The sequence below is a fragment of the Actinoplanes couchii genome (assembly GCF_016862075.1).
GTDB lineage: Bacteria > Actinomycetota > Actinomycetes > Mycobacteriales > Micromonosporaceae > Actinoplanes > Actinoplanes couchii.
Window position 1 is genome coordinate 1 of the sequence record NZ_BOMG01000081.1, and the last position, 23560, is coordinate 23560.

At 68.1% G+C, this 23560-nt stretch carries 23 protein-coding genes; 16 read left to right on the plus strand and 7 right to left on the minus strand.

What is annotated here, in order from left to right:
• On the minus strand, positions 1-399 hold a 399-nt coding region (locus Aco03nite_RS32300; protein ID WP_203801659.1), incomplete at its 3' end, for an FAD-dependent oxidoreductase.
• Positions 400-463: 64 nt separating this feature from the next.
• Between Aco03nite_RS32300 and Aco03nite_RS32305 the strand changes: the two genes are divergently transcribed.
• From Aco03nite_RS32305 to Aco03nite_RS32350, 10 genes are all read left to right on the plus strand, one after another.
• The gene (locus tag Aco03nite_RS32305) at positions 464-1021 is read left to right on the plus strand and encodes a TetR/AcrR family transcriptional regulator (RefSeq protein ID WP_203801660.1); all 558 of its coding nucleotides are present in this window, start codon (positions 464-466) and stop codon (positions 1019-1021) included.
• 231 nt (positions 1022-1252) lie between these two features.
• A complete protein-coding gene (locus Aco03nite_RS32310) occupies positions 1253-1978 on the plus strand; it encodes an Ltp family lipoprotein (protein WP_203801661.1) in 726 nt (241 codons plus the stop codon).
• Positions 1979-2059: 81 nt separating this feature from the next.
• Positions 2060-3517 carry a tyrosine-type recombinase/integrase gene (locus Aco03nite_RS32315; protein ID WP_203801662.1) on the plus strand — a complete coding sequence of 486 codons (1458 nt, stop codon included), beginning with the start codon at positions 2060-2062 and terminating at the stop codon, positions 3515-3517.
• A gap of 97 nt (positions 3518-3614) precedes the next feature.
• Entirely contained in the window at positions 3615-5411 is a 1797-nt protein-coding gene (locus Aco03nite_RS32320; RefSeq protein ID WP_203801664.1) for a hypothetical protein, read from the plus strand.
• Positions 5408-6559, plus strand: coding sequence for a hypothetical protein (locus tag Aco03nite_RS32325; protein WP_203801667.1), 1152 nt, complete (start codon positions 5408-5410; stop codon positions 6557-6559). Before Aco03nite_RS32320 ends, Aco03nite_RS32325 begins: the two co-directional genes overlap by 4 nt.
• A 170-nt stretch (positions 6560-6729) precedes the next feature.
• Positions 6730-7815 (plus strand): tyrosine-type recombinase/integrase, encoded by a 1086-nt coding sequence (locus Aco03nite_RS32330; RefSeq protein WP_239145622.1) that lies wholly within the window; start codon positions 6730-6732, stop codon positions 7813-7815.
• Positions 7815-8138 carry a helix-turn-helix domain-containing protein gene (locus Aco03nite_RS32335; RefSeq protein ID WP_239145628.1) on the plus strand — a complete coding sequence of 108 codons (324 nt, stop codon included), beginning with the start codon at positions 7815-7817 and terminating at the stop codon, positions 8136-8138. Before Aco03nite_RS32330 ends, Aco03nite_RS32335 begins: the two co-directional genes overlap by 1 nt.
• Positions 8135-10648 carry a site-specific integrase gene (locus tag Aco03nite_RS32340; protein WP_203801670.1) on the plus strand — a complete coding sequence of 838 codons (2514 nt, stop codon included), beginning with the start codon at positions 8135-8137 and terminating at the stop codon, positions 10646-10648. Before Aco03nite_RS32335 ends, Aco03nite_RS32340 begins: the two co-directional genes overlap by 4 nt.
• Before the next feature lie 79 nt (positions 10649-10727).
• Positions 10728-11207, plus strand: coding sequence for a hypothetical protein (locus Aco03nite_RS32345; protein WP_203801673.1), 480 nt, complete (start codon positions 10728-10730; stop codon positions 11205-11207).
• Positions 11208-11395: 188 nt separating this feature from the next.
• Positions 11396-11881 carry a hypothetical protein gene (locus tag Aco03nite_RS32350; RefSeq protein ID WP_203801676.1) on the plus strand — a complete coding sequence of 162 codons (486 nt, stop codon included), beginning with the start codon at positions 11396-11398 and terminating at the stop codon, positions 11879-11881.
• A gap of 82 nt (positions 11882-11963) precedes the next feature.
• On the opposite strand, the gene Aco03nite_RS32355 is transcribed toward Aco03nite_RS32350, so the two are convergent.
• Positions 11964-12623, minus strand: coding sequence for a hypothetical protein (locus Aco03nite_RS32355; protein ID WP_203801678.1), 660 nt, complete (start codon positions 12621-12623; stop codon positions 11964-11966).
• Between the two features lie 334 nt (positions 12624-12957).
• Between Aco03nite_RS32355 and Aco03nite_RS32360 the strand changes: the two genes are divergently transcribed.
• Both Aco03nite_RS32360 and Aco03nite_RS32365 read left to right on the plus strand, forming a co-directional pair.
• The gene (locus Aco03nite_RS32360) at positions 12958-13878 is read left to right on the plus strand and encodes a hypothetical protein (protein WP_203801680.1); all 921 of its coding nucleotides are present in this window, start codon (positions 12958-12960) and stop codon (positions 13876-13878) included.
• A 44-nt stretch (positions 13879-13922) separates the two neighbouring features.
• Positions 13923-14300 carry a hypothetical protein gene (locus Aco03nite_RS32365; RefSeq protein WP_239145623.1) on the plus strand — a complete coding sequence of 126 codons (378 nt, stop codon included), beginning with the start codon at positions 13923-13925 and terminating at the stop codon, positions 14298-14300.
• Between the two features lie 203 nt (positions 14301-14503).
• Here Aco03nite_RS32365 and Aco03nite_RS32370 read toward each other — a convergent pair whose 3' ends face one another.
• On the minus strand, positions 14504-15328 hold the full coding sequence (locus tag Aco03nite_RS32370; protein WP_239145624.1) for an EamA family transporter: 825 nt from the start codon (positions 15326-15328) through the stop codon (positions 14504-14506).
• A gap of 183 nt (positions 15329-15511) precedes the next feature.
• Between Aco03nite_RS32370 and Aco03nite_RS32375 the strand changes: the two genes are divergently transcribed.
• Entirely contained in the window at positions 15512-16396 is an 885-nt protein-coding gene (locus Aco03nite_RS32375; protein WP_203801684.1) for a LysR family transcriptional regulator, read from the plus strand.
• 180 nt (positions 16397-16576) lie between these two features.
• Here Aco03nite_RS32375 and Aco03nite_RS32380 read toward each other — a convergent pair whose 3' ends face one another.
• From Aco03nite_RS32380 to Aco03nite_RS32390, 3 genes are all read right to left on the minus strand, one after another.
• Positions 16577-17401: an aldo/keto reductase gene (locus Aco03nite_RS32380; protein WP_203801686.1), complete on the minus strand. Its 825-nt coding sequence runs from the start codon at positions 17399-17401 to the stop codon at positions 16577-16579.
• A 38-nt stretch (positions 17402-17439) separates the two neighbouring features.
• On the minus strand, positions 17440-18456 hold the full coding sequence (locus tag Aco03nite_RS32385; RefSeq protein ID WP_203801688.1) for a zinc-dependent alcohol dehydrogenase family protein: 1017 nt from the start codon (positions 18454-18456) through the stop codon (positions 17440-17442).
• A gap of 80 nt (positions 18457-18536) precedes the next feature.
• On the minus strand, positions 18537-19775 hold the full coding sequence (locus tag Aco03nite_RS32390; protein ID WP_203801690.1) for a multidrug effflux MFS transporter: 1239 nt from the start codon (positions 19773-19775) through the stop codon (positions 18537-18539).
• Positions 19776-19998: 223 nt separating this feature from the next.
• On the opposite strand from Aco03nite_RS32390, the gene Aco03nite_RS32395 reads away from it, so the two are divergent.
• The 3 genes from Aco03nite_RS32395 to Aco03nite_RS32405 all read left to right on the plus strand — a co-directional run bounded on the left by Aco03nite_RS32395 (position 19999) and on the right by Aco03nite_RS32405 (position 22523).
• Entirely contained in the window at positions 19999-20901 is a 903-nt protein-coding gene (locus tag Aco03nite_RS32395; RefSeq protein WP_203801694.1) for a helix-turn-helix transcriptional regulator, read from the plus strand.
• A 137-nt stretch (positions 20902-21038) separates the two neighbouring features.
• Positions 21039-22142, plus strand: coding sequence for a PQQ-dependent sugar dehydrogenase (locus Aco03nite_RS32400; RefSeq protein ID WP_203801695.1), 1104 nt, complete (start codon positions 21039-21041; stop codon positions 22140-22142).
• Positions 22143-22295: 153 nt separating this feature from the next.
• Complete coding sequence (locus Aco03nite_RS32405; RefSeq protein ID WP_203801696.1) at positions 22296-22523, plus strand: Ltp family lipoprotein; 228 nt, start codon at positions 22296-22298, stop codon at positions 22521-22523.
• An 8-nt stretch (positions 22524-22531) separates the two neighbouring features.
• Here the strand turns inward: Aco03nite_RS32405 and Aco03nite_RS32410 are convergent, their stop codons facing one another.
• On the minus strand, positions 22532-23503 hold the full coding sequence (locus Aco03nite_RS32410; protein ID WP_203801697.1) for a zinc-binding dehydrogenase: 972 nt from the start codon (positions 23501-23503) through the stop codon (positions 22532-22534).
• Positions 23504-23560 lie beyond the last annotated feature (57 nt).

Below are 23560 nucleotides of genomic sequence, written 5' to 3' on the forward strand. Positions count from 1 at the left end.
GGTCGGACTGCCGCACTGTTGTGGATCGCCGGCTGGGGTGCCGAAGTGGATCTCGGCGCCTGCCTCGGTCGCGGCGCGGTGCAGGGCGCCGAGCAGGGCCGGCCGGGACAGCAGGTGGGTGTGGTCGCCGGCGGTGGAGTCGATGGTGGCGATCCGGGAGCCGTCGGGGCGGCGGAACTCGCCGTGCCGCTGCGCCCGCCCGAGCAGCCGGACGTCGTTGCCGATGCCGAGGGTGTCCAGCGCCCGCAGCGCGGACGGCCACATGCCCAGCGCGGTGCCGGCCGCCGGTAGGGCCTCGTCCCGTTCGTGCACCGTCACCCGCCAGCCGTCGTTGCCGAGCGCCGCCGCGGCCGCCAGCCCACCGATGCCCCCGCCGATGATGAACGCGTGTCGAGCCATGCTCCGACCGTACAACAAATGTTGTTTTTGAACTATGGGTGTTGTGCTCGTTTAGGGTGTGCGGGTGCCATCCCGCCAAGAACTCCTGCTCGACGCCGCCATCGGGATCCTGGGCGATCAGGGCCTGCGAGCGCTGACCCACCGCGCCGTCGACGCCGCCGCCGGGCTCCCGGCCGGATCCGCGGCGAACTACTTCAAGACCCGGGACGCGCTGCTCGTGGCCGTCGTCGAGCGGTTCGCCGACCGCGACCGCGAGGCCTGGCGGACGATCGCGGCGTTCGTCCGCCCGGTGAACCCATGCGAACTCGCGGAGGCGCTGACCGCCTACGTGCAGCGGGCCCTCGGACCGGAACGGACCGTCACCGTCGCGCGGTACACCCTGTTCCTCGAGGCCGCGGTCCGCCCGGAGCTGCGCGAACCACTCGCTACGTCGGCCGCGGCGATCCGGGTGTGGGCGGCGGACCGGCTGCGCGAGGTCGGCACCGGCGACCCGGAACGTCAGGCCGCGGCGGTCCTCGACTACCTCGACGGCCTGATGCTGCACCAGCTCGCTTTCCCCGGGCCGCTCGACGACATCGAACGCAACGTCCGGCGCCTGTTCGACCGCGATCCGGGTGACTGACGGGACGAACTCCCCGGTACGCCTCCGCACCGAATGGGCGCGGTACCGACCCTGACGGGTGATCCCGGTTGCCGGGTCGGTGGACGCCGGTGACCGTGTCGGTTCGCATTCCGGACCGATCCACGGAAGGCGCCCGGGGCCCCGATCGGCTTGAGTGAGGGCGCGGTCGGGTGTTTGGACGGGGAACCGGCCGCGACCAGGTTCGTTCCTCGTCCGTGGAGACACCGACCTGTGACTGAGCAGCCGTACCCGCCCGGACCCGACCAGCCGTACGTGCCGCCGGCCCCGTACGGCGCGCCGCCCGGTCAGCAGGCGGGTTACCCGGCTTATCAGGCGGGCTACCCGGCGCCGGGCCAACCGGGCGCACCGGGTCAGCCGGGCTATCCGCCGGCACCGGGTGCGCCGGGCTACCCGGCCGCGCCGGGGCAGCCGGCCTTCGCACCCCCGCCGCCGCCCGCCGGCCCGGGCAAGTCCGGGACGAAGATGGGCCCGCACAAGCTGGGTGGCATCGTCGCCGGTGGTGTCTTCGCCGTCGCGGCCGTCGCCGGCATCGCCCTCGGCGGAGGCGGTGGCAGCACCCCCACCACCACGTCCATCGTGGCGAAGACGACCGCCACCACGGAGTCCGGCACGGCCGGAACGACCACTATCGACAAGCTCCAGCTGTGCATGGAGATCACCGGGGGCACCCGGGAGTACGACCCGAAGCTCTGGGACACCGCCCTGTGCGGCGAGTACCAGGGTTCGCTCGGCTCCACCACGCCCACCACCGAGCCGGCCGCCGACCCCACCACCCAGGCGGCCATCGACCAGGCCGGCAAGAAGCTGACCGTCTCCCAGCAGAACGCCGTCGACAAGGCGTCCAGCTACCTGGAGTTCAGCGCGTTCTCCCGGACCGGGCTGATCAAGCAGCTCAAGTTCGAGGGTTCTCCAGAGACTTTGAGATGTCTCAGGTGAGCCTCGGCCAACGCGCGTATCTGGTCCGGATCGAGCGCCGTTGAGCGATTGTCATGCTCATCGATCGCTCGCGAGGCCCACATGTACCTGTTTTTCACGGACGTGCACAAGACCCGTTCCGTTGGTGACGTTACTGGGCTGAGCGCGGCTGATGTCGTCGCGGTGCTCGGGCGATCGGCGCCGATTCCAGGTACTCCGGTGCTGTTGTCGAAGTCGATGTTGCCGGTCGAGCCGTTGTGCAGCTGGTTTCGGGAGCTGAGTCTGAACCGCCGCAGCGTCAAGACGATGCGGGCATACGCATACACGGCGTTGATATTGTTGCGGTTTCTCCGAGCGAGGGACCTGGACCTGAGCTCGGCTGCGGAGCAGGACGTCCTGGAGTTCCGCCGGTGGCGGCTCGACGACGGCGGCGAGACCGTCAGCGAAGCGGCTTGGGACCGGGACGCGGCGGCGATCGGTTGCCTGTACGACTTCCTGGTACGTCAGGGTGTGGTCGCGCGGCGGCCGTGGCGCAATACGCCGCGACGACAGACGTCGCTGGCGAGCCGAACGCGCCGTGACCTGCGCGTCCGGCATATAGATTTGCAGCAATACCTGCACTTACGTGACGTCGGCTTCGGCGGGATCGTCCCGGACGGCGGCGTGGACGACACGTTCCGGGGATGGCGGCCGCATCGCAACCGCGCGGCCTGTGAGCTGGCGTTGCTGACGGGGATGCGGCTCCAGGAGTGGTCGACGCTGCTGCTTCCCGAGCTGGGCTTAATCGATGGCCGGTCCCGCTCGGCTCACGTGGGGTTGGGGGCGTGCGCGAAGTCAGGTCATCCTCGGTCGGTCTACGTACCGACCGATGCGATGGATCTGCTGGACCCGTATCTGCGGCTTGAGCGAGCTGAGATTGTTGCCAAGGCGCAGAAGTCGCTACGGCGTGCCCGCCAGGATCTCTTTGTCGTCCGGCGGCTGGAGGCCGACGGAACGAGGGTGTCCGGGATCCTTGACGGCCACGCAGTCACCAGGTCGATCCGCGCCATGGACCCTGGGCTGCGCCGGATCGCGGTACGGGAGACCGGTGACGGCCTGGATCCGCTGGCGTTGTTCGTCGGAACAGGTGGCCGGATGCTGACCGCCTCGGGGTGGGACCGGGTGCGCTGGGCGGCGTGGTCACGGATGACCGGGCAAGCGGTCACCGGGGTGAGCGTCGTCCTGCCGCGCCGCTGCTGGGTTTACCACGATCTGCGGCATACCTTCGCGTTGCGGTTGCTGATCTATCTGACCCGGTTGGTGCTCGACGATGACCGCCGGCGGCGGACACCGATGTCGACGCTGCTGGACCACATGAGCGGGAACCCGCTGCTGCAGGTACAGCGCAGACTCGGGCACGCCAGTCCGTCCACGACCTACCGCTATATCCGCTATCTCAAGGACCCAATGCGTGAGGTTGACCAGGCGTTCCAGGACTGGACCGTGGCGGGCGGCGCTACCTACGCCGACATCGCCGGTCAGGCGATGACGCTGGGGGGCGACGATGCCACGCAGGGGTGAGCACCGGGCCGGGTTCCCGACGGCACGCGGGGTCACGCCGACGGTGCCGAGAATCGGAGTGCGGCAGGTGACAGTGCCAGCGACAGGACGGGCGGCGTTGGCCACCGCGACGGTGGTGCTCTCATTTCGGCCTGATGCGTTCCGGTGTGCTGGGCTGGCCGGCGAGCTCGCCGACGAGTGGGTCGAGCTGGTTGAGGCGAGCCGGGTGGGTGAAGGCGCGGGCCGGGTCTACATCACGGCGATGCGGGCGTTCCTCAATTACGTCGATGCCGAGGTCGCGGACGCTGAGTCGGCGTCCCTTAGCCGTCGCGAGCCGGACCTTCACCGAGCGGTCACCGAGTGGATGCGGATTCTGCCGTCTCAGCACGCCGCAGGCTCTCGGGCGCCGGGCTGGTATGCCGGCCGGATCCGGGCGCTGGTGGCCCGCCGGGTCCAGCATCCGTCGCGGCCGGTTGCCGGGCATCTGCACGGGTGGGTCGAAGGGGCGGTCGGGGTTCGCCGCGGTGGGAGCACGGAGCTGGATGAGTTCAGCCGCGCCGACAAAAAGAAGCTGATCCGGGTGGCTGAGGCAGCTCGGCTGGCCGCGAAGGCCAGGGTCCGGCACGGTCGGCAGCTGGCCGCCGCTGGTATGGACCCGGCCGTCGGTGGCTGGCTCGTCCTGGAGAATCTGCTGTGGGCCATGGCGCGTGACATGGGCGGCGCTACCGAAGTGCTGGCCCGGCTGCCGCAGCCGTCGTCGTCGTTACCGCGTTCGCTGCATGACTTGGCGCCAGAGGGGCTGGGCTGGCAGAGCACGGTGCAACTCGTGCGGTTCTTGGTGGCTCAGCTGTTTCTGACGAGCATGGACCTGCACGCCTACCGGATTCTGCTGATGGCCGCGACCGGGCGAGCGCCGGAGGAGGTCACAGCACTGACCGAGGACGACATCGAGTTCGGTGTCGGTGGCGTCACGATCGATTTCAATAAACGCCGCGCGCATGCCCGGATGCGACAGGCGTTCACCAGCGACGTCTCATCTGCGGGGTTGCTGCATCCGTCCGGGGCGAGACTGGACGCCGCCGAGATCATCCGGGAACTGCTGGAGCTGAGCCGGCCTCTGGCAGCGCTGGTGGGGATCTCGCCGGTGCCACTGTTCCTGCGAGCTTCCCTGGTCGGTTCGTCGCTGCAGGTCGCAGCGTTGAGCCGAACACGAGGGCAGAACTTCACTGACTGGCTGCGCAACAATGAGTTGACGGTCGACGGGGTCGCTGACATTCGCCGGCTGCGCAAGTCCGTCAAGGTGGAGAAGACGATCGCGTTCGGCGGCCGCATCAGTGATGTCGCTGATGATCACTCCGAAGCCACCTTCAGCGGCCACTACGCGCATGGCACGACGCTGCGGGTGATCGCGGGCAACGTCATCACCACCGCGCAACAGCGGTGGCTGGACCAGGCCCTGGCGGGGCCGACCGTGCTGGACGAGCAGGCGAGCGAGTCGCTGGCTGACCCGCAAGCCGCGACAGCGCTGGGATTGAGCGCCGCCGAGGTGGAGGCGTTGCGCACCGGACAGCTGGACATGGGTGTCACCGACTGCACGGATCCGTTCGCGTCACCGTTCGGCCGGCCAGGACAACTGTGCCCGGTCGCCCCGCTGCGCTGCCTGGAATGCTCCAACGCTTTCATCCTGCCGTCGAACCTGCCGCAACTGCTGCTGTTCGCCGATCACCTGGAGCAACTCGCCCTGCGGCTCGAGCCCCGGCACTTCCACGCCTTGTGGGGGCAGAGCCGAGCCAACCTCGCCGAAGTACTGCAGTCCCGCACGGACGTCGAGATCGCCCGCGCCCGGGCGCAGATCGCCGAGGAACGCATTGTGGTGCACCTGCCGCTGTCGAGCCGAGTGGAGTTCGACGCGTGACCAGCGCAGCCGCCCTCGAGGGCGAGCCGTCGGCCTTCTACCGCGACGACGAACCGGTGGTCTCGTCACACCCGCTGTTGCCCGGCGCGGTCGTGCCCCGGTTCGGCGACACCCGCTGCTGGGACTTCAACGGTGTGCTGCACAGAGCCCCCAATCACCCACCCAGCGCCGTCCGGGTGCTATTTCACAACCTGCCGCCGCGCTGGAACCTGATGGCCCGCGAGCTCGCCATGCTGTGGCTCAATCCGCGCCACCCGGCGATCCTGGCTGCCAGCGTGCACCTGCGCAGCGACCCGTTGTCGCCGATGACCGTCACCCAGCGAGTCGCTCGCCTGCGCCCGCTCGCCGCGTTCGGCACCGCCAACGCGCTGCCGACGGACCTGTCCGCCTGGGCCGCTGAGGACTTCCAGACCTACATCCGCGACCGCCTGGCGGCCGACGAACCGGGCAGCGCCTGCAACCACGTCGTTCTGATCAAAGCCCTATACCGACTGCGAGCAGCCTTGACGTGTGCGGGTGTCCCCAGCGATCCGTGGCCCGGCGTGTCGACGAATGCCGTGGTCAACCATCCGATCGTCGCGCCGTTGAGAACCCCGGCGATCCCACCGGACATCTGGTTCCCGCTGGTGCGCAACTGCTGGACCTACATCGACGTATTCGCCCTCGATATCGTGCGCGCCGGCGCCTACTGGAAGGAGATCGACGCCCGGCCGGTGACCGACCCGGCGGGTGAGGACCGCTTCCAGTCCTGGCTGCGCAGCTCTACGGCCAGCGTGCCGATGCGCCGGCCCCGGTCCAGTGAAGGACCCGGACCGATGGCGAATCTGCACGTGCTGACCCGCATTCTGGGTGTCTCCCCGTCGTTCTTTCAGCGCGACAGAGTTCACGGCCGGCGCCGCAGGGACGCGGTCGACCGGCTTGTCGCCGCCGGCCGCACCCAGCCGGGCCTGCTGGCCGACCTAGCGCAGGTAACCCGGCCCGACGGCACCCGCGGACCTTGGCACGACGGGCTCGGCTCGCGCGAGCTGTGGCTGGAGACCGTCATGCTGCGCAACGCCTGCTTCGTGTTCACCGCTGCCCTCTCGATGATGCGCGACAACGAAAACGGAGCGGAGTTGCATTTGACGCAGCATTCCGCTCGGGCTTGATAATCGCGTTTCACCAGGTCAGCGGTTCGCGGCACCGTCATCCTTCCGCAGTCGCAAAAGATCCACCAGCGACTCTTGCGTCCCGCCGATCTCACCCCAACAATGTTGCATCTAACGCAACGGAGGTTGGAGTGGCGGAAACGGCCGATCTAGCAGGTGCGGCACACCTGGTGCTCGTCGACGGGGTGTCCTACCTGGATCCTGCGCCCGCCGTGTTCGAGGCGATGCTCGAGGGCTGGACCAAGCAACAGCGGGCCCGCTTCCTCAAATGGGACGGGACCATCAAGCCGCGGTTGTCGCTGGTCCGCCGGTTCGCCGAGTTCTCCAACCTGTATCCCTGGCAGTGGCAGCCGGCGGAGTTCGAGGCGTTCATGGATCACCTGCAATCAAGGACGCCGACGTTCACGGTGTCGAGCGGCCGCAACTACCAGAATCACCTGCGGATGTTCTGCGAGTACATCACGGATCCGCGCTACGGCTGGATGGCTGTCTGCCAGCAGCGTTTCGGTGAAGTTCCGGTCCAGATCCTGCACGAGTGGAACACCGTGACCCACGTCAGCGCATACGAGGGCGACCCCCGCCGCCGGCCGCTGACCTACGACGAGATCCAGGCCCTGTTCGACGCCGCGGACGGACGGGTCGAACAGATCCGCAAACGCGGACGCAAGGGCGCGTTGACCGCGATGCGCGACTCCGCGCTGCTCAAGGCCTACTACGCCTACGGGCTTCGGCGTCGGGAGAACGTCGGCCTCGATCTTGCCGATCTGCGGCGCAACCCGAAGGCTGCGCAGTACAAGCGCTACGGCGCGCTGTTCATCCGCTGGGGCAAATCCTCCAAAGGCAGCCCGCCCAAGCGCCGCACCGTCTTCACCGTCCCGGAGATGGACTGGATCGTCGACGTCATCGACCACTACCTGACCGAGGTCCGGCCCCGGTTCGGTGTGGGGACCCACCCCGCGATCTGGGTCACCGAACGGTCCGGGCGCTTATCACGCCGGTCGGCGAACGAAGCGTTCGAGGCCGCTCGAGAGGCCGCTGACCTGCCTGAGGAGCTCGATTTGCACTGCTTGAGGCATTCCTACATCACGCATCTGGTCGAGTTCGATTACCCCGAGCGGTTCGTCCAGGACCAGGCAGGTCACGGTTACGCCAGTACCACGGCTATCTACACCGGCGTCTCGGACGAATACCGCAACCGGCTGCTGCACACCAAGCTGGGCCAGCGTTTCCCTGGCATCTGGGAGGACCCGAAGTGATCAAGAAGATGGGCTACCGCTGGAACCTACGCAAGCTCATGGCCGACCGCGACATGTTCCAGACAACCGACCTGGTCCCGCTGCTGGCCGAGCGCGGCATCAACCTTTCCCGTGAGCAGGTTTTCCGCCTGGTCACGCAGCCGCCCCAGCGGCTGTCGATGGACATCCTCGCAGCGCTCTGCGACATCCTGGCCTGCCAGCCTAACGACCTCATCGAGATCCAGGTCGTCAACGAACAGGTCCGCAAAACCGCTGGCGGTGACACGGGCGGCCCGCTGCCGGCGGTACGCCGGACCGCGATCCGGCGTCCGGAGGGCCTGTGAGCGCCTCCTGGCCGACGGCCCCGTCGACCGTCGCCCGGCTCGCCGCGCAGGCCGCGCGAATGGAAGCCGCGACGACCAGCGCCGTCGGCCAGCTGATGGTGGCGTTGCCCGTGCTCGACCAGCAGCAGGCCGGCGCCGCGTTGGTGGCCGCTGTGCCGATTCCCGTCCGCGGAGCGGCCCGCTTCCTGGAGGAACTCGCCGGCCACCTGTCCGCCCACCCCGATGCGCTGACCTCGGGCAGTTCCCTCTGCCCGCCGGTCCTGCTGCGGCTTGCCGAAGTCCTGCACACCGCCGGACACCCCGTGGTCCGTCCCGGCTGCGCGAGCTGCGGGAAAATACGCAGCGACCTGCGCCAACTCCGGCCCGAAGGACGGCTCTGCGCCGTCTGCGACGCCCGCAGCCGGTCCGCTACATGCGCCCGCTGCGGACGCGAAGGCGTACGCATCGCCGCCCGCCGCCCCGAAGGCCGCATCTGCTACACCTGCTACCACTCGGACCCGGAAGTCCTCGAGCCGTGCACCGAGTGCGGCAAGTCGCGAGCTCCGGCCGTCCGCCGCGAGGACGGGCAAGCCCTCTGCCGCAGCTGCTGGAAGCAACCGCTGCACACCTGCACGAGCTGCGGCAAGACCGCAGCCGCCGCACTCCTCAAGTCCGGCGGCGCGATCTGCCACCTCTGCTACAACCGCCACCACCGCCCTCGCCGTCTCTGCGGGCGCTGCGGGCAGCTCAAGCGCATCGCCCGCAACGCCCGCGACGGACAGCCCGATCTTTGCGACGGCTGCTATCAAGGCCCCGAGGTCACCTGCGCGAGCTGCAGCCGCGTCCGGCCCTGCGCCAGCCGAGACCAGAACGGTCAACCGATCTGCGCCACCTGCTACCAGCGCAACCGCACCGGCGAGCCCTGCGCCCGTTGCGGTCGGACCAAGCCAAGCACGACCCGCTGGCCCATCGGACCGGTCTGCCACACCTGCTACACCGCCGTGCTGCGCTCGCCCGCCCCATGCCCGCGTTGCGACACGGTCCAGCCCTTGATCGCACGCGACGACCACGGCACCGAGGTCTGCGGGCCATGCGTCGGCTTCGCCGCCGACTACAGCTGCCGTCAATGCGGCCGGGCGGGCAACCCGCACAGCCGCGGCCGATGCGCGTCCTGCGTGCTCGCCGAACGCGTGACAGCCCTGCTGACCGGGCCGGACGGCACCATCGCCCCGCAACTCGAACCGCTCGCCGCCGCCCTGGCAGCCGCCCCTTCACCGTTTCCCGCAATCCAGTGGATCAAGGAAAGCCCGAACACCGAGCTTCTGGCCCAGCTCGTCGCCGAAGGGCACAGGCTCACCCACCAACTGCTCGACGCTCTACCGCCCAGCCGCAACCAGCGCTACATCCGTCAGCTCCTCGTCCACACCGGCATCCTCAAAGAACGCCACGAGGATCTTGAACGCATCCCAGGCTGGCTCGAACACGAACTCGAGGACAAGCCGGCCGCCCACGCCAATCTCGCGCGCCCGTTCCTGCACTGGTTCCTGCTCCGACGCGCCCGCCAACGCGCCGCCGTCCGCCAACACCCCGCCTCCGCCGACCGCGACCTTCGGCGCCGCGTCAGCGTCGCCCTGGACTACCTGGCGTGGCTCGACCAACGCGGCCTGGCCCTCGCCGACCTCACCCAAGACCACATCGAAGACTGGCTTGCCGGGGCCACCAGCCAGCGCCACTATCTGATCCGCTACTTCCTGAAATGGACCACGAGCCGGCGTCTCACCCGCGAACTCAACATCCCCACCATCCCGGCACAGGAACCCCAAGATCTGCTCGATGACGACGACCGATGGCAACTCCTCCAGCGCTGTCTCACCGACGACTCCATGCCCACCGACGTCCGTGCCGCCGGCGCGATCACTCTGCTATTCGGCACCTCCTGCGAGCGCGTCTGCCACCTCACGCACGAGCACCTCACGTTCGGCGACAAGCACGCCCGGCTGCTCCTCGGCCGCCACCCCGTCCTGCTACCCCCGCGCCTGGCCGAACTGCTTCAACACCTCGCGGACCAACCTCAGCCACGGCCGCAACTGTCCCGAGCCCACCCAGGTCCTCGATGGCTCTTCCCGGGCATGGTCCCCGGCAAGCCGACCTCAACCCACGGCATGACCCAGAAACTAGGCCGCCACGGAATCCCAGTCCGCACCGCCCGCAACGCCGCGCTCGCCGCACTCGCGACGGACCTCCCCAGCCCGATCCTCGCCGACCTGACCGGCATGCACCGCCACACCGCCATCCGCTGGGTCCTCTACGCCCGACGTGACTGGGCCGAGTACCTTGCCGCCCGCGCAAAGGAGGAGGCCGACGTCAGCAAAGAGGGTAGGCCAACGCAAGGGGCGCCGGACTCCACCAAGACGGTCAAAGGCGCCCCACAGGACTCAGCTACAGATGGTGATGGTGACCCTCTTCGCGGGCGCCCGGATCTGCCGATGAGCGGATGCGGGCAGGACTCCTCCGGCATCATGATCGAATAGTTGGGCCGCGGTCACACGCCTGCGGGCTCGGCCATCTGTGAGCTGGCCGGGCATCAAGTTGAAAAGGAGTGGAGATGTCGTGACAGGCGCGTCTGATGCACCGGATATCACGATGTTGAGACTGCCTGGCGTCGACTGGTGGTTGCAGTGGCGCGGCGACGGTTTCTGGCGAGAACTCAGCGACCTGCAGCACCGCGACGAACTGAACGGCGTCCACACGCCAGACGATGATGAGTGGGTGCGCTGGAGCGGTCTGCCGCAGCCGCAGGCTCGTGGTGGGGCATGGTCCGGCACGCCGACCTGGTGGCTCGTCTATGGGGAGCTTCCCGGCAGCGTGGCTCCCACCGTTGAGCTCGCCGACGGCACACGACCCCCGGTACTGGTACTCGGGCGCGTCTGGGCATGCGAATGGCGCACCCACGCCCAGCCGGGAACCGTACGCGTGGAAGGCGAACAGTTCGAGCTGCCCTTTGCCGAACCGTTCTACCGGCGACCACCGAGTCCAACGACCGGACCTGGACGGCAGGGCCAGGAGCCACACGGATGGTTCCGCACCTAGCGCAGCAGCCCGTCAGACCCAGCGGCGGGCAAGCTTCGGAGGCTGCGTCCTACCCATCCGCTTCTGCCGCTGGTCGCGCGCCAGCTCGTCACGGTCTGTATGCAGCTCGGCCAGACAGTGTGCGTGGCGAGCCTGGTGCTAACGGGAATCCCGCCGAGTCGGTAGAGGCGGCCGTGCATGATGGCAGCGTGGCAGAGTTGACCTTGTTCGCGGACTACCGCCAGATTCACGTCTTCGATGAGGGCTCCCAGACGGATCTAGGCGATGCGTGGACAGACCAGGCGGATGAGGATCGTCTGGCGGTCGGCGAGGACTCCGTCGCGCTCGGCACGACGGTGAACGTTGACGTGACGGTCAGTGTAGAGGCGTTGGACGGGCCGCCGACGGACGACAACATCGACTTCGACCACGTCGTGGAAGCCAGCCTCCATTGTTCATCGGGCCGGCTGGTGATCATGGGGTGCACCGACTATGAGCCGGACGCGGCGCGCTTCTCGGTGTCCAAGGGATGGCTGCGTCTACGAGCGTCGCGATCCAACCTTGACCGGGCATACCAAGCAGACCTTGATTCCGCAGACGATTTCGCGACGATGGAACGGCTGCGTCTACAGGTATGGTCGGCAGGTGCGGCGGCTCCCTCCGTAGTGGTAAGGCGCTGGATAGAGCCGGAGTAGCACCATAGATCAACAAACGGACGACATCCGCTTCTGCCGCTGACCGCTAGCGCGGATCATTCGACTCGCAGCGAGTCTGTCGTCATAGCGCACCTCTATAGACCGCGACGTTGATGGCGAAGCCTGCGAAAGCTATGAGGTAACCAGCGCTGAGCCATGCCCAGCGGGCTCGACGGGGCCAAACCCAGGCTCCGAAGACAGCTATGCCGAGACCGCCGAAGGCTGAGTAAAGGTGTCCGTCTGAGGAGAACCAGAAACCACTTTCAGCGCAGCCGGCAGGCGGTCGGTCCTCCCTGTCACAAGAGGCCAGGGCAAGCCCGAAGAGACTCGTTCCCCAGAATGATATGACCGCGAGCAGCACCGTCGCCGCCGCAGCAGCGACTGGATTGAGCCTCGTCTTCCAATCGTCCTCAGCGAGACCGTTGCCATCAGCGAGCCATACCCAGCGAACCTCGGAGAGCAGGAATATCGGCCCCTGCGGCTGGTGCCTCCAAACATCGCCCGACCAGCCTGCCGGCCCAAACGCGCGCAGCTGGCCGATGCAAGCCGATGCGCTGTCGGTCGGTGTCAGATCGACGTTGAATTCCAGAAGCCGATGATTCTTCGCGTAAGTGCCGATTTCGTGCACCTGGACTCGACCGTAGCCGGCGAGGCGGTCGGCCAGCGCCGAGGCCAGTTCAGTGCTTCGGTCCGACGATGCCTCAACGAACAGGCGAATATGAATCCGGTCGGAGATGCCCACCAACGCAGCTTGACGCCTGCCGGAGGGCCGCCGCACTCATTTGCCGCGATCCGGGCGCCAGCCTACGTCCAACGACTACCGCATGTGATTGGCGCACGTCGGTCGCTGGCGCTGGGCCGCCGCCTTCGACCGAAGCCCGGCAAGGTGCCACCACGTCAGCCATCGGCTTGTCAGCGCTGGGCTGCTCGAGGATTTGCCTGTCGGACTGCTCGTCGGAAATACGCTCCAGCCCTCTGTTCGACGGAGAACAGCGCACGATTGGAATAACCCCCTCGCGCCAGTACTACGCCAGATCACCCGAGGCACCGTTGTCGACTACTACGGCAGCCCCGCGGTGAAGTCGACCAAGCAGAAACTGGATTCGAGCCTGCCGGTCAAACACTGGTGGATCACCCCGCCCGTGGCCCGCGCGATCGACCTGGCAGGCCGGCTGTCCCTGCACGAGAGCCTCACCTTCGCCGCGGTCAGCGAGCACCGTCCCGGCGACGGGTTCGCCAGCATCGCCGCGATCGAGGACTTCATCAACCACATCAACCGCTGGCGGCACATCAGCGGCCTGGAGCCGATCCCGGACTGCAAGATCACCCCGCACATGTTCCGGCGAACCATGGCCCTGCTCACCCGAGACTTCCCCGGCGCCGAGATCGCGGTCGGCATGCAACTCAAACACGTCACCACCCGCGCCCTGGCCAACCGTGTCACCAGCAGCTACATGGACAACAACCCGGCCTGGGCCCGCCATCTGGACGACGCCATCAGCGATCGGCGCTTCGACAGGCTCACCGAACTTTTCAACGCCGACACCAACGGGCAGAGCATCGGCCTCGGACCCGGCGCCGACCGGCTGCGCGAAGCCTTCACCGCAGTCCGGGCCCAGGCCGAACACCTGCGCGCCACCGGCCAGACCCGGCGCGGCGACACCCGGGTCGAGCACGACCTGCTGCGCCGCACCCGGATCTCGATCCGCTTCGGCAAACTCAACCACTGCACCATGAACGACGACGACCCCGCCGGCGCCAAATGCCTGGAAGACACGATCGTCCCGGACGGCCACCGCGGCCCGCTACTCGACCGCTGTCAGCCCGCACGGTGCGCGAACAGCATCATCGCCCCCGCACACCTACCGATCTGGAGCGCCGAGCAATCCTCCCTGCACCGCCTGCTCGATACCGGCACGCTCGCCCCCAACCACCGGCGCAACATCGAAGTCCAGCTCAAAGACGTCGACCGCGTCCTTGGCCGGAGTATCCAGTGAGCGGGAATGTATCGCCGGCCACCCGACAGCGGCTGCGGGAGGCGATGCAGCGCCTGTTCGCCGGCAAGCCACAGCACACCGACGGCACGCTCACCAAGAACAACCTCTGGCGCGAGGCCCAAGTCAGCCGAGCCACCATGAACCGCGCCGTAGACATCCTCGCCGAATGGGACGCCCTGCTCGCCGACAGCCCCGCCGGCGTAGCCGTTCGCCGCCGCGACGAAGAAATCGAGCATCTGCGGTCCCGACTGCGCGACAGCCACCGGGAACGCCGCCAGCTACAGGAGCAGCTCGACGCCGCCGCCACCGTCATCGCCGCGCTACATACCGAGAACACCGTACTTCACCGGCAAGCTGCCAACACCCGATCGCGTGTCGTCCCGCTCTCTCGGACATCGGGCCGTGACGGCAGCCGGCAATGACCACGCGGGCGGCGTTACTCGGGCAGTTGTACTGGCGGAGTAGCCGTACTTACCAGACACCGTATTCGTCATGGATCACTCGCTCGAGCTGCTCATCCCTAACCTTAAGCCGCATTGATCTTGTCGGGCGCTCAGGAGCCGCACTCTGCCCAATGCGCCAGCCGTTCTCGGCTCTGGACCCGTGCTGCTTGACGTCCTCGACGTCAGCTGGCGTGGGCGGCTGCTGGGGCACCACGTCGGGGCGGGGTGCGCACAGCACCGATGTTGGCGGCGATGACCAGCATGATGGCGAGCACTTCGACAGGGGCGAGTCGCTGGCGTAGGACGACGTAACCGGCAAGTGCAGCGATAGCAGGTCCGAGGCTCATCAGGACGGCGAAGGTGGTTGTGGGCATGCGGCGTAGCGCCAGCAGCTCCAGGGTGTATGGCAACACGGAAGACAGCAGCGCCACCGCAGCGCCAACTGCCAGGATGGAAGGACTCAAGAGCGTGGTTCCCGCCGTGCCGGCCCCCATCGGAAGGGTGATCATTGCGGCGCCGATCATGGCTAGGGCGAGGCCGTCGGCCTTGGGGAAGCGTTGTCCTACCCCCCTGCTGGCCAGAATGTATCCGGCCCACATCGCGCCGGCTGCGATCGCGAAGCCCGCTCCGGCCGGGGAGAGCCGGTCGAAACCGGTGCTGCTGAGCAGTGCCACTCCGGTAGCTGCGAGGCCGGCCCACAGCCAACTCGCCGCGCGGCGGGCGGTCGCCACGGACAATACGAGCGGTCCCAGCACCTCGAGCATCACTGCGGGGCCGAGCGGGACCAGCTCGATCGCGTGGTAGAACAGCGTGTTCATGCCAGCGAGCGCCACGCTGAACGCACCGATCAGTAGCCAGTCGGTGAGCCGGTATCCCCGGACGCGGGGCCGGCATACCGCCGACAGGACGATCGCTGCGATCGCCAGCCGTAAGGCCACGACACCGTCCACCCCGATCCGAGGGAACAGCAGCGCCGCGACGGCGCCGCCGAACTGGACGGAGAGCACCGCTGCCAGTATCAGGCCTACCGTCCCGGCGTCTGCGCTGGGGCGCTGCATCGTCGGTGCAGGCAGGCCAGAAGGCATGGTGGCAGATGAGCCGGGATTCGCAGCGATTGCCATGCCATTGACGTTATGAGCCGCCTCATGGCATCGGAAATGCCGCTTTCGCTGCGGTTATGCTTCGCAGTTATGACCGTGGAGCTGCGGCATCTACGCGCTTTCCTTGCCATCACTCATGAGGGCACCATTACCCGTGCAGCGTCCCGGTTGCACGTAACTCAGCCCGCTCTCTCGCGAACCGTGAGCCAGTTGGAAGCCCATCTCGGCGTCCGCCTGATAGACCGATCCACCCATCATCTACGACTCACTGCTGCCGGCCGGGCGTTCCAGCCGCGGGCCGCCGCCGCGGTCGCGGCCGTCGATCAGGCTCTCGACCCGGCCCGAGCCGGGGCCTGGCCGTTACGCCTCGGCCATGCGTGGTCAGCGCTCGGCGAACACACGCCGCCGCTGCTGCGACGCTGGAAGCAGGATCATCCGCAGATACCTCTGCAACTGCTCCGAGTCGACGATCGCACCGCCGGGCTCGACCACGGCACCGTCGACGTCGCCGTCATCAGAGGCGAGGTGAACTTACCCGCCGAGGTCGAGACCGCGGCTCTGCTGGCCGAGCCACGCGTCGCCGCTGTCGCGGCTGACGGTCCATTGGCCGGCAAGCCGCGACTGAGCCTGCACGATCTCAGCGCTGAGCTGATCGCCGTCAACACCGTGGCCGGCACCACGACCCTCGACCTCTGGCCCGCGGAACAAACCCCGTTCGACACCATCGAGGTCGCCATCACCGACGACTGGATCGCTGCGATCACCACGGGCCAAGCTGTCGGCGTCACCACCACTGCCACCGCGGCGATGTATCCCAACCCCGCGGTCGTCTACCGGCCACTGTCCGACGCGCCAGCCGTCACCGTCCGCCTCGCTTGGCGGCTGCCGCCGAGCCACCCGTCCGTATTGGATCTCGTCGCCCTCGCCCGGCAGATCGTCACAGCACCACAAACCAAAACCGGCGGCAACGGTTGATCTTGAGCCGAATGATGCGGCCAGCCCTCTCAATCGCCGACCACTCCAGCCCCCGTCGTTGAATCGCCCGGCGATGAGCCGTCGTCGGCCTCAGGACCACAGCGAGTCTGTGCAGACCCCACGGTTGAGCGCAGCCACCGGTTGCGCTCAACCGAAGATCTCGTGCCAGGTGTCGTACGGTCACCACCAAGGATGTTCAAGGGATCGATTGGTCCAGTTGGTGCGGTCGAGGGCGTCCAGGCTGGTCATGTCGTCGTCGGAGAGGTCGAAGTCGAAGACGTCGGCGTTGGAGGCTATGCGGTCGCGGTGGCTGGATTTCGGCAGCGCGATCAGGCCCCGTTGCAGTGACCAGCGGATGAGGATCTGGGCCGGTGTGCGTTCGAGGCGGTCGGCGATCGTCGTGACAGTCGGGTTACGCAGGTGCTGGCCGGTACCCAGAGGGCTGTAGGCCTGCACCGCCACGCCGAGCCGCTCGCAAGTGTCCTTCAAAGCGCGGCGGTACTCGAACGGGCTGAACTGGATCTGATTGACCGTCGGCAGGCTGTCGGCGACGCCGAGCAGGGTCTCGATGTCGGTAGCGCTGTAGTTGGAGACCCCGATCGAGCGGGTCAAGCCTCGTTCCAGCGCGCGTTGCATGCCGTTCCATGCCCGGGTCGGCCCCCCGCCGGGCCAGTGCACGAGGTACAGGTCGACGAAGTCGAGGCCCATGCTATCCAGGCTGCGTTCCAGCTCAGCTGCAGGGTCGCGGCGCCCGGGATCAAATTTGGTGGTGACGAATACTTCGTCGCGGGGCAGGCCGCTGTCGCGTACTGCCCGGCCGACACTGCCCTCGTTGCGGTAATACTGCGCGGTGTCGACGTGCCGGTAGCCAGCCTCCAGCGCCCACCGCACCGCGTCCTCGCAGGTGCGCCCGTCGCGGACCTGCCAGACGCCCAGACCCAGGATCGGGATCTCGGTGCCGTCAGCGAGAGCCCGCACGGTTCCCGCTGCCTGTCGTGCCGTCATCGCGTGCTCCTTCGTGTCGTCCGGCGTTTAGTCTCTCGTCACGGGCGCAGGAGCACCTTGATGGCGCGGCGTTCGTCCATGGCCTGGTAGGCGTCGGCGGCCTGGTCGAGAGGCAGTTCGAGGTCGAACACCTTGCCGGGGTTGATCTCGCCGCGCAGGATCAGGTCGATCAGGTGGGGAAGGTAGCCGCGCACGGGGGCCGGCCCACCGTGCAAGTGGACGTGGGAGAAGAAGAGCTCCTGACCGTCGAGTTCGACGCCGTGCGAGACGCCGACGTAGCCGACGTGCCCGCCGGGCCGGGTGGAACGGATGGCCTGCATCATCGACTCCTGCGTGCCGACCGCCTCGATCACCGAATGTGCGCCGAGCCCGCCGGTCAGCTCCTTGATCTTCGCCACGCCCTCGTCGCCGCGTTCGGTGACGATGTCGGTGGCGCCGAACTCGCGGGCCAGGGCCTGCCGGTCGGCGTGCCGAGACATCGCAATGATCCGCTCGGCGCCGAGTTGCCTGGCCGACAGGATTCCGAGCAGGCCGACGGCGCCGTCACCGACCACGGCCACGGTCTTTCCCGGTCCGACCTCGGCGGCGAGGGCGGCGAACCAGCCGGTGCCCAACACATCGGAGGCGGCCAGCAGCGACGCGATCTGGTCCGGGGCCGGCTGCTCCGGGGTGGCGACCAGAGTGCCGTCGGCCAGCGGAACCCGCATGTACTCGGCCTGAGCGCCACCGACGCCCTGGCGGTGTACGCAGCCGGACTGGTAGCCGGCCTGGCAGATCTCGCAAGTGTTGTCGGAGGCGAAGAACGAACCGATGACGAACTGGCCGGGCTTGATGCCGGTCACCGCCGAGCCGACTTCCTCAACGACGCCGACGTACTCGTGGCCCATCGGGGTCGGTTCCTTGACGTCCTCGATGCCACGGTAGGCCCACAGGTCCGAGCCGCAGACGCAGGAGGCCGCGAGTTTGATGATCGCATCGGTCGGTTCCTGGATCGTGGGCTTGTCGCGCTGCTCGACGCGGACGTCGCCGGCTGCGTAGATGATGGTTGCGCGCATGATGCTGTCCTTCGGGTTGATCGACAATTTTTCGGGTCGAGCACGCAGGGGGTTTCCCTACCGGCTCGAGTGCACTCTGTTCAGGGCGCTTTCGGTGGTTGTTGTCCGCGATGGGCGAAGACACCGAAGGCGAGGGCGGCTAGGGCGACGCAGACGGTGGCGACGACGCCTAGGGGCAGGATGGCAGTGGCGCCGGCGATACCGACCAGCGGCGCGGAGATGCCACCGAACCCGAACCGGACCACGCCGAGCAGCGACGAGGCGGTGCCGGCCATCTGCGGATACTCGGTTAGAGCCAGGGTGGTCGCCGGTGTGCTGGTGATCGACCCGCCGCTGGCCAGCAAGAACAAAGACACCAGGACAACCACGACGGGTACGTCGACGATCCCGGCCAGCACGACACCGAGCGCCCCCACCGCGGCCACCGCCAACCCGACGTAAAGGGTGCCGCGCAGGCTCCACCGCTCGGCGGTCCGGGCGGCCAGGAACCCGAACACCACCGACCCGACCGAGTTGAACCCGAACGCGAACGAATACTGCTGCGGCGACAACCCGTAGTGCCCCTGCAGGACGTAGGTGGCCCCAGCCAGGTAGGCGAACAGCGCGGCGAACACGAAGCCCTGGTTGAGGACCGCGCCGAGAAAAATCCGGTCACCGGCCAAGACCCGGAAGTCGCGGCCGGTCTGGGCCAAGCCACCGCTCGTGCGGTTCTGCGGTGCAAGCGTCTCCGGGAACCCGGCCAGCGTCACCACCAACAGGACCACGCCGATCACGGCAAGGAACACGAACAGGCCTCGCCAGTCGGTGACCTGCGCGAGTTGCCCGCCCAGCAACGGGCCGACGATCGCCGCGCTGCTGCCCATCACCGTCAGCCGGCCGTAGAACCGGATCAGCCGCGGGCCGGAGTACACGTCACGTCCGGCCGCGGAAGCGATGACGATCCCGACGCCGCCGGCCAGGCCCTGAACGAGCCGGGTGAGCACGAGCAGCTCGATCGTCGGGCTCAACGCACACAGCAGCGACGTGAGAATGTAGGCCACGATCCCGGCGATGAGGATCTTGCGGCGGCCGTACCGGTCGGAGACCGGCCCGGCGATCAGCTGCCCGGCGGCCAGGCCGATCAGGCACGTCGTCATCGTCAGCTGCGCCATCGACGGCACCGCGCCGAGCTCGTCGGTCAGCGCGGGCAGCACCGGCAGGTACAGGTCCATCGAGATCGGCCCGAACACCACCAGGACCACCAGTAACACCGGCAGCAATCGCGGCGCCGAAGCCACCATGCCGGCCGGCTCGCGTCTCGGGACCGTCACCTCACGCACAGGTCTACCCCATCAGTTTCCGCAGTTGAGCGCCGTAGGAGCCGCAGATCCGCGGTCGGCGCCTCACCTATGAAAGCCCGCCGGGTCCGGTGCCTGGGAGGGCTTGTCAGGACCCCCCAGCCCGCACGGGTGAGGGGTCCTGACAAGCCCTCCCAGCCTCAGCCCCGGGCGAGGTTCGATGGACGGGCAGGCAGATCTATCGTCGAAGCTGTGAGGTGAGGCTGTGAGCCACAAAGACGATGTGCGGGAATTCCTGATCTCCCGCCGCGCACACGTGACCCCGGAACAGGCCGGGCTGCCCGACTACGGCGGCGAACGGCGCGTGCCCGGGCTACGGCGTGAAGAAGTCGCAATGCTCGCAGGGGTCAGCATCGACTACTACACCCGCCTGGAACGCGGCAACATCCGCGGCGCCTCCGAAAGCGTGCTCAACGCGATCGCCCGGGCACTACAGCTCGACGACGTGGAACGCGAATACCTGTTCGGTCTGGCCCGCCCCGCGCCCAGCAAAGCCGAGAAACCGGCCTCGAAACCGGCCGGCGCGACAGTGCGGCCGTCGGTACAGCGGGTCCTGGACAACATGGCGGTGCCCGCACTGGTGTTCAACCCACAGCAGGACGTCGTCGCCTCGAACCTAATGGGCCGCGCCTTCTTCTCCCCGGCGTTCGAGGCCGAGCACCCGAACATGTGTCGGTTCTTCTTCCTCGACCCCCGCGCCGAGCAGTTCTGCACCGACCTGCCCCAGGCCCGCAGCATGAACGCCGCGATGCTGCGCTTGCACGCCGGCCGTGACCCGCTCAACAGCGAGCTCACCGCGCTCATCGGTGAGCTGTCGACACTGAGCCCGCAGTTCCGCACCGACTGGGCCGACCACCACGTCCACGAGCACCGCCACGGCCAGAAGGTCTACCGGCACCCCGTGGTCGGGGAAATCGAGATCACCTTCGACGCGTTCGACATGCCCGGCGAGACCGGCCTGATGATCTGCACCTACACCGCCGAGGAAAACAGCCCGTCAGCCGAGCGGATGGCCCTGCTCGCCAGCTGGGCGGCAACCCAGGATTTCAGCATCGACCCCGCCACGGAACCGACAGCAAGCACGGCGCAGAACAGCCGGAACGGCTGATCCCCGAGGTCGCCGACCGCGGCCAGTTCGCACCCATCACGCACGCCACCACCACGCGGGAGCAGCCCTCCCGCCAGTTTGTGCTGCGTCCTGCCCGCCGAAACCCGTCGGTTGCTGGCGACGAAGGAGAATCCGCAATGACCTACCGAGGACCGCTCGCCCTGCTCACCGCGCTTGCGTTGACCGCAGCCGGCTGTGGCAGCGCGGCCGGAGCACCCGAACCGGCCGGACCGGTGGCGACTATCCTCGCACCCAGCGCCGTATCCGGCACCCCGGACCTCGACGCACCGCAGGTGATGGCCGAGGGCCTCGATGTGCCATGGGGCCTGGGCTTCCTACCTGACGGCGACGCACTCATCGGTGAGCGCAACAGCGGCAGGATCCTGAGGCTGACCCCCGGTGCCGGACAGCCGCGGGAGGTGTTCCAGGTACCCGGCGTCACCCCGGCCGGCGAGGGTGGCCTACTGGGCCTGGCAGTCTCACCGGACTTCGCCCGCGACAACCTCGTCTACGTCTACTTCACCGCCGAGAACGACAACCGGATCAGCCGCTTCCGCCTCGATACCGGCAACCTCGAAGTCGTCTTCGACGGCATCACCAAGGGGACCTATCACAACGGCGGGCGCATCGCGTTCGGCCCCGATGGCATGCTCTACGCCGGTGTCGGCGACGCCCAGAACACCGCCACCTCGCAGGATCCGGACAGCGTCAACGGCAAGATCCTGCGACTTACACCCGACGGACAGCCGGCACCCGGCAACCCCACCCCCGGCTCGCCCGTGTTCAGTCTCGGCCACCGCAACGTCCAGGGCCTGGCCTGGGACTCGGCCGGCCGTATGTTCGCCGCCGAGTTCGGCCAGGACGAACTCGACGAGGTGAACCTGATCGAGGCTGGCCACAACTACGGCTGGCCCGACATCGAAGGCGAAGGCGACACCCACGGCGGCCGATACACAAACCCCCTGGTCACCTGGAAGGTCGCCGACGCCTCCCCGTCCGGCATCGCCATCAACGGGGCCACCGCGTATGTCGCCGCGCTCCGCGGACAACGGCTGTGGACACTCCCGCTCAACGGCGCCACAGTCGGTGAGCCGGTCGCCCACCTGCACGAACGGTACGGGCGGCTCCGCACTGTACAGATCGCCGCCGACGGCGCTCTTTGGGCAACCACCTCCAACACCGACGGCATCGGCAACCCGAGCGACGGCGACGACCGCATCCTGCGCTTCCCCGCCCGCTGAACGAGACGTCGTGACGCACAATCCCGCGACCCGGCCAGACCACCTGCGCCGCATACGACGACCTGCTGCCGCCGCCGAGTGGTGGGACAGGGTCTGCCTGAAGTAAACGGTCATACCGCTGCTATTGAAGTCCCGACCCGCCGCACCCCATTGATGTCTCGTGAGACACCGCCGAGTCTGGAGAACGACGGCTTCAGCACCAAGGACGCCACCGTCGGCGTGGACGCGCAGAAGGCGAACTGGAACGAGCAGGCCGCCAAGAAGGCCCAGCAGTACCTGGACTTCAGCTCGTTCTCCCGGGCCGGCCTGATCAAGCAGCTCAAGTACGAGGGTTTCACCACCGCGCAGGCGACGTACGGCGTCAAGAAGGTCGGCCTGTAACCCACGGATCAGATCAACAGCAGGGTCTTACCGACGGCGGTACGGTCCTCGACGGTGGCGTGGGCGGTGGCGGCCTCCTCCAGGGGGAAGGTCTGCCCGATGAGCGGCCGGATCTGTCCGGCCGCCGCCCGCGACATCATCCGCCGCGCCCACCGCCGGACCTGCGGGCCGAAGACGAAGAGCTGTTCGATACCGATCACCGTGACGTCCCCGCGGCTCGCCTCCGCGGCGTTGATCAGTGTGACGGCGCCGCTGGAGGCGCCGTGCACCGAGAACCTGCCGCCGCGGGCCGTCGCCTCGAACACCTCCCGGCCGATCTGCCCGCCGACACCGTCGAACACCACGTCCGGGCCGGTGCCGCCGGTCACGCCGAGCAGGTGAGCGGTCCACCCCGGCACCGAGTAGTCGACCACCTCGTCGGCGCCCAGGTCCCGGACCACGCCGAGTTTCCGGGTGCCGCGGGCCGCGCCGACGACCCGCGCGCCCATCGACCGGGCGAGCTGTACCAGAAGGCTGCCCACCCCGCCCGCGGCCGCCTCGACCAGCACCCGGTCGCCGGGGCGGATCCCGGCATTCTCGATCAGGCCCTCCGCCGTGCTGCCGTCGCTGTAGAGGGTGATCGCCTCCGGTAGGCCGACACCGTCCGGAACCGGGAACAGGTCGTCTGCCCCGGCTACCGCCCGTTCGGCGAATCCGCCGGTCTCGCCGGTGCTCGCCACCACCCGCCGGCCCCGCCACGCCGGATCCACCCGGTCGCCGATCGTGCTCACCCGCCCGGCCACCAGACCACCCGGCACGTACGGCAACCGTGGTGGCTCGTGCCATCGGTCGGTGCCGCGCCGGATCTGGGTCTCGACGAACGAGATGCCCGCCACCTCGACCTCGACCAGCACCTGACCCGGGCCGGCCACCGGATCCGGTGCCTGTCCCGGGACCAGCACCTCGGGGCCACCGAGTCGGGTCGCTCGCACCATTCGCATACCTGCCTCCCTCCGTTCACGCGGCATCATGCAATCTGAAGTTCGATTGAGGTCAAT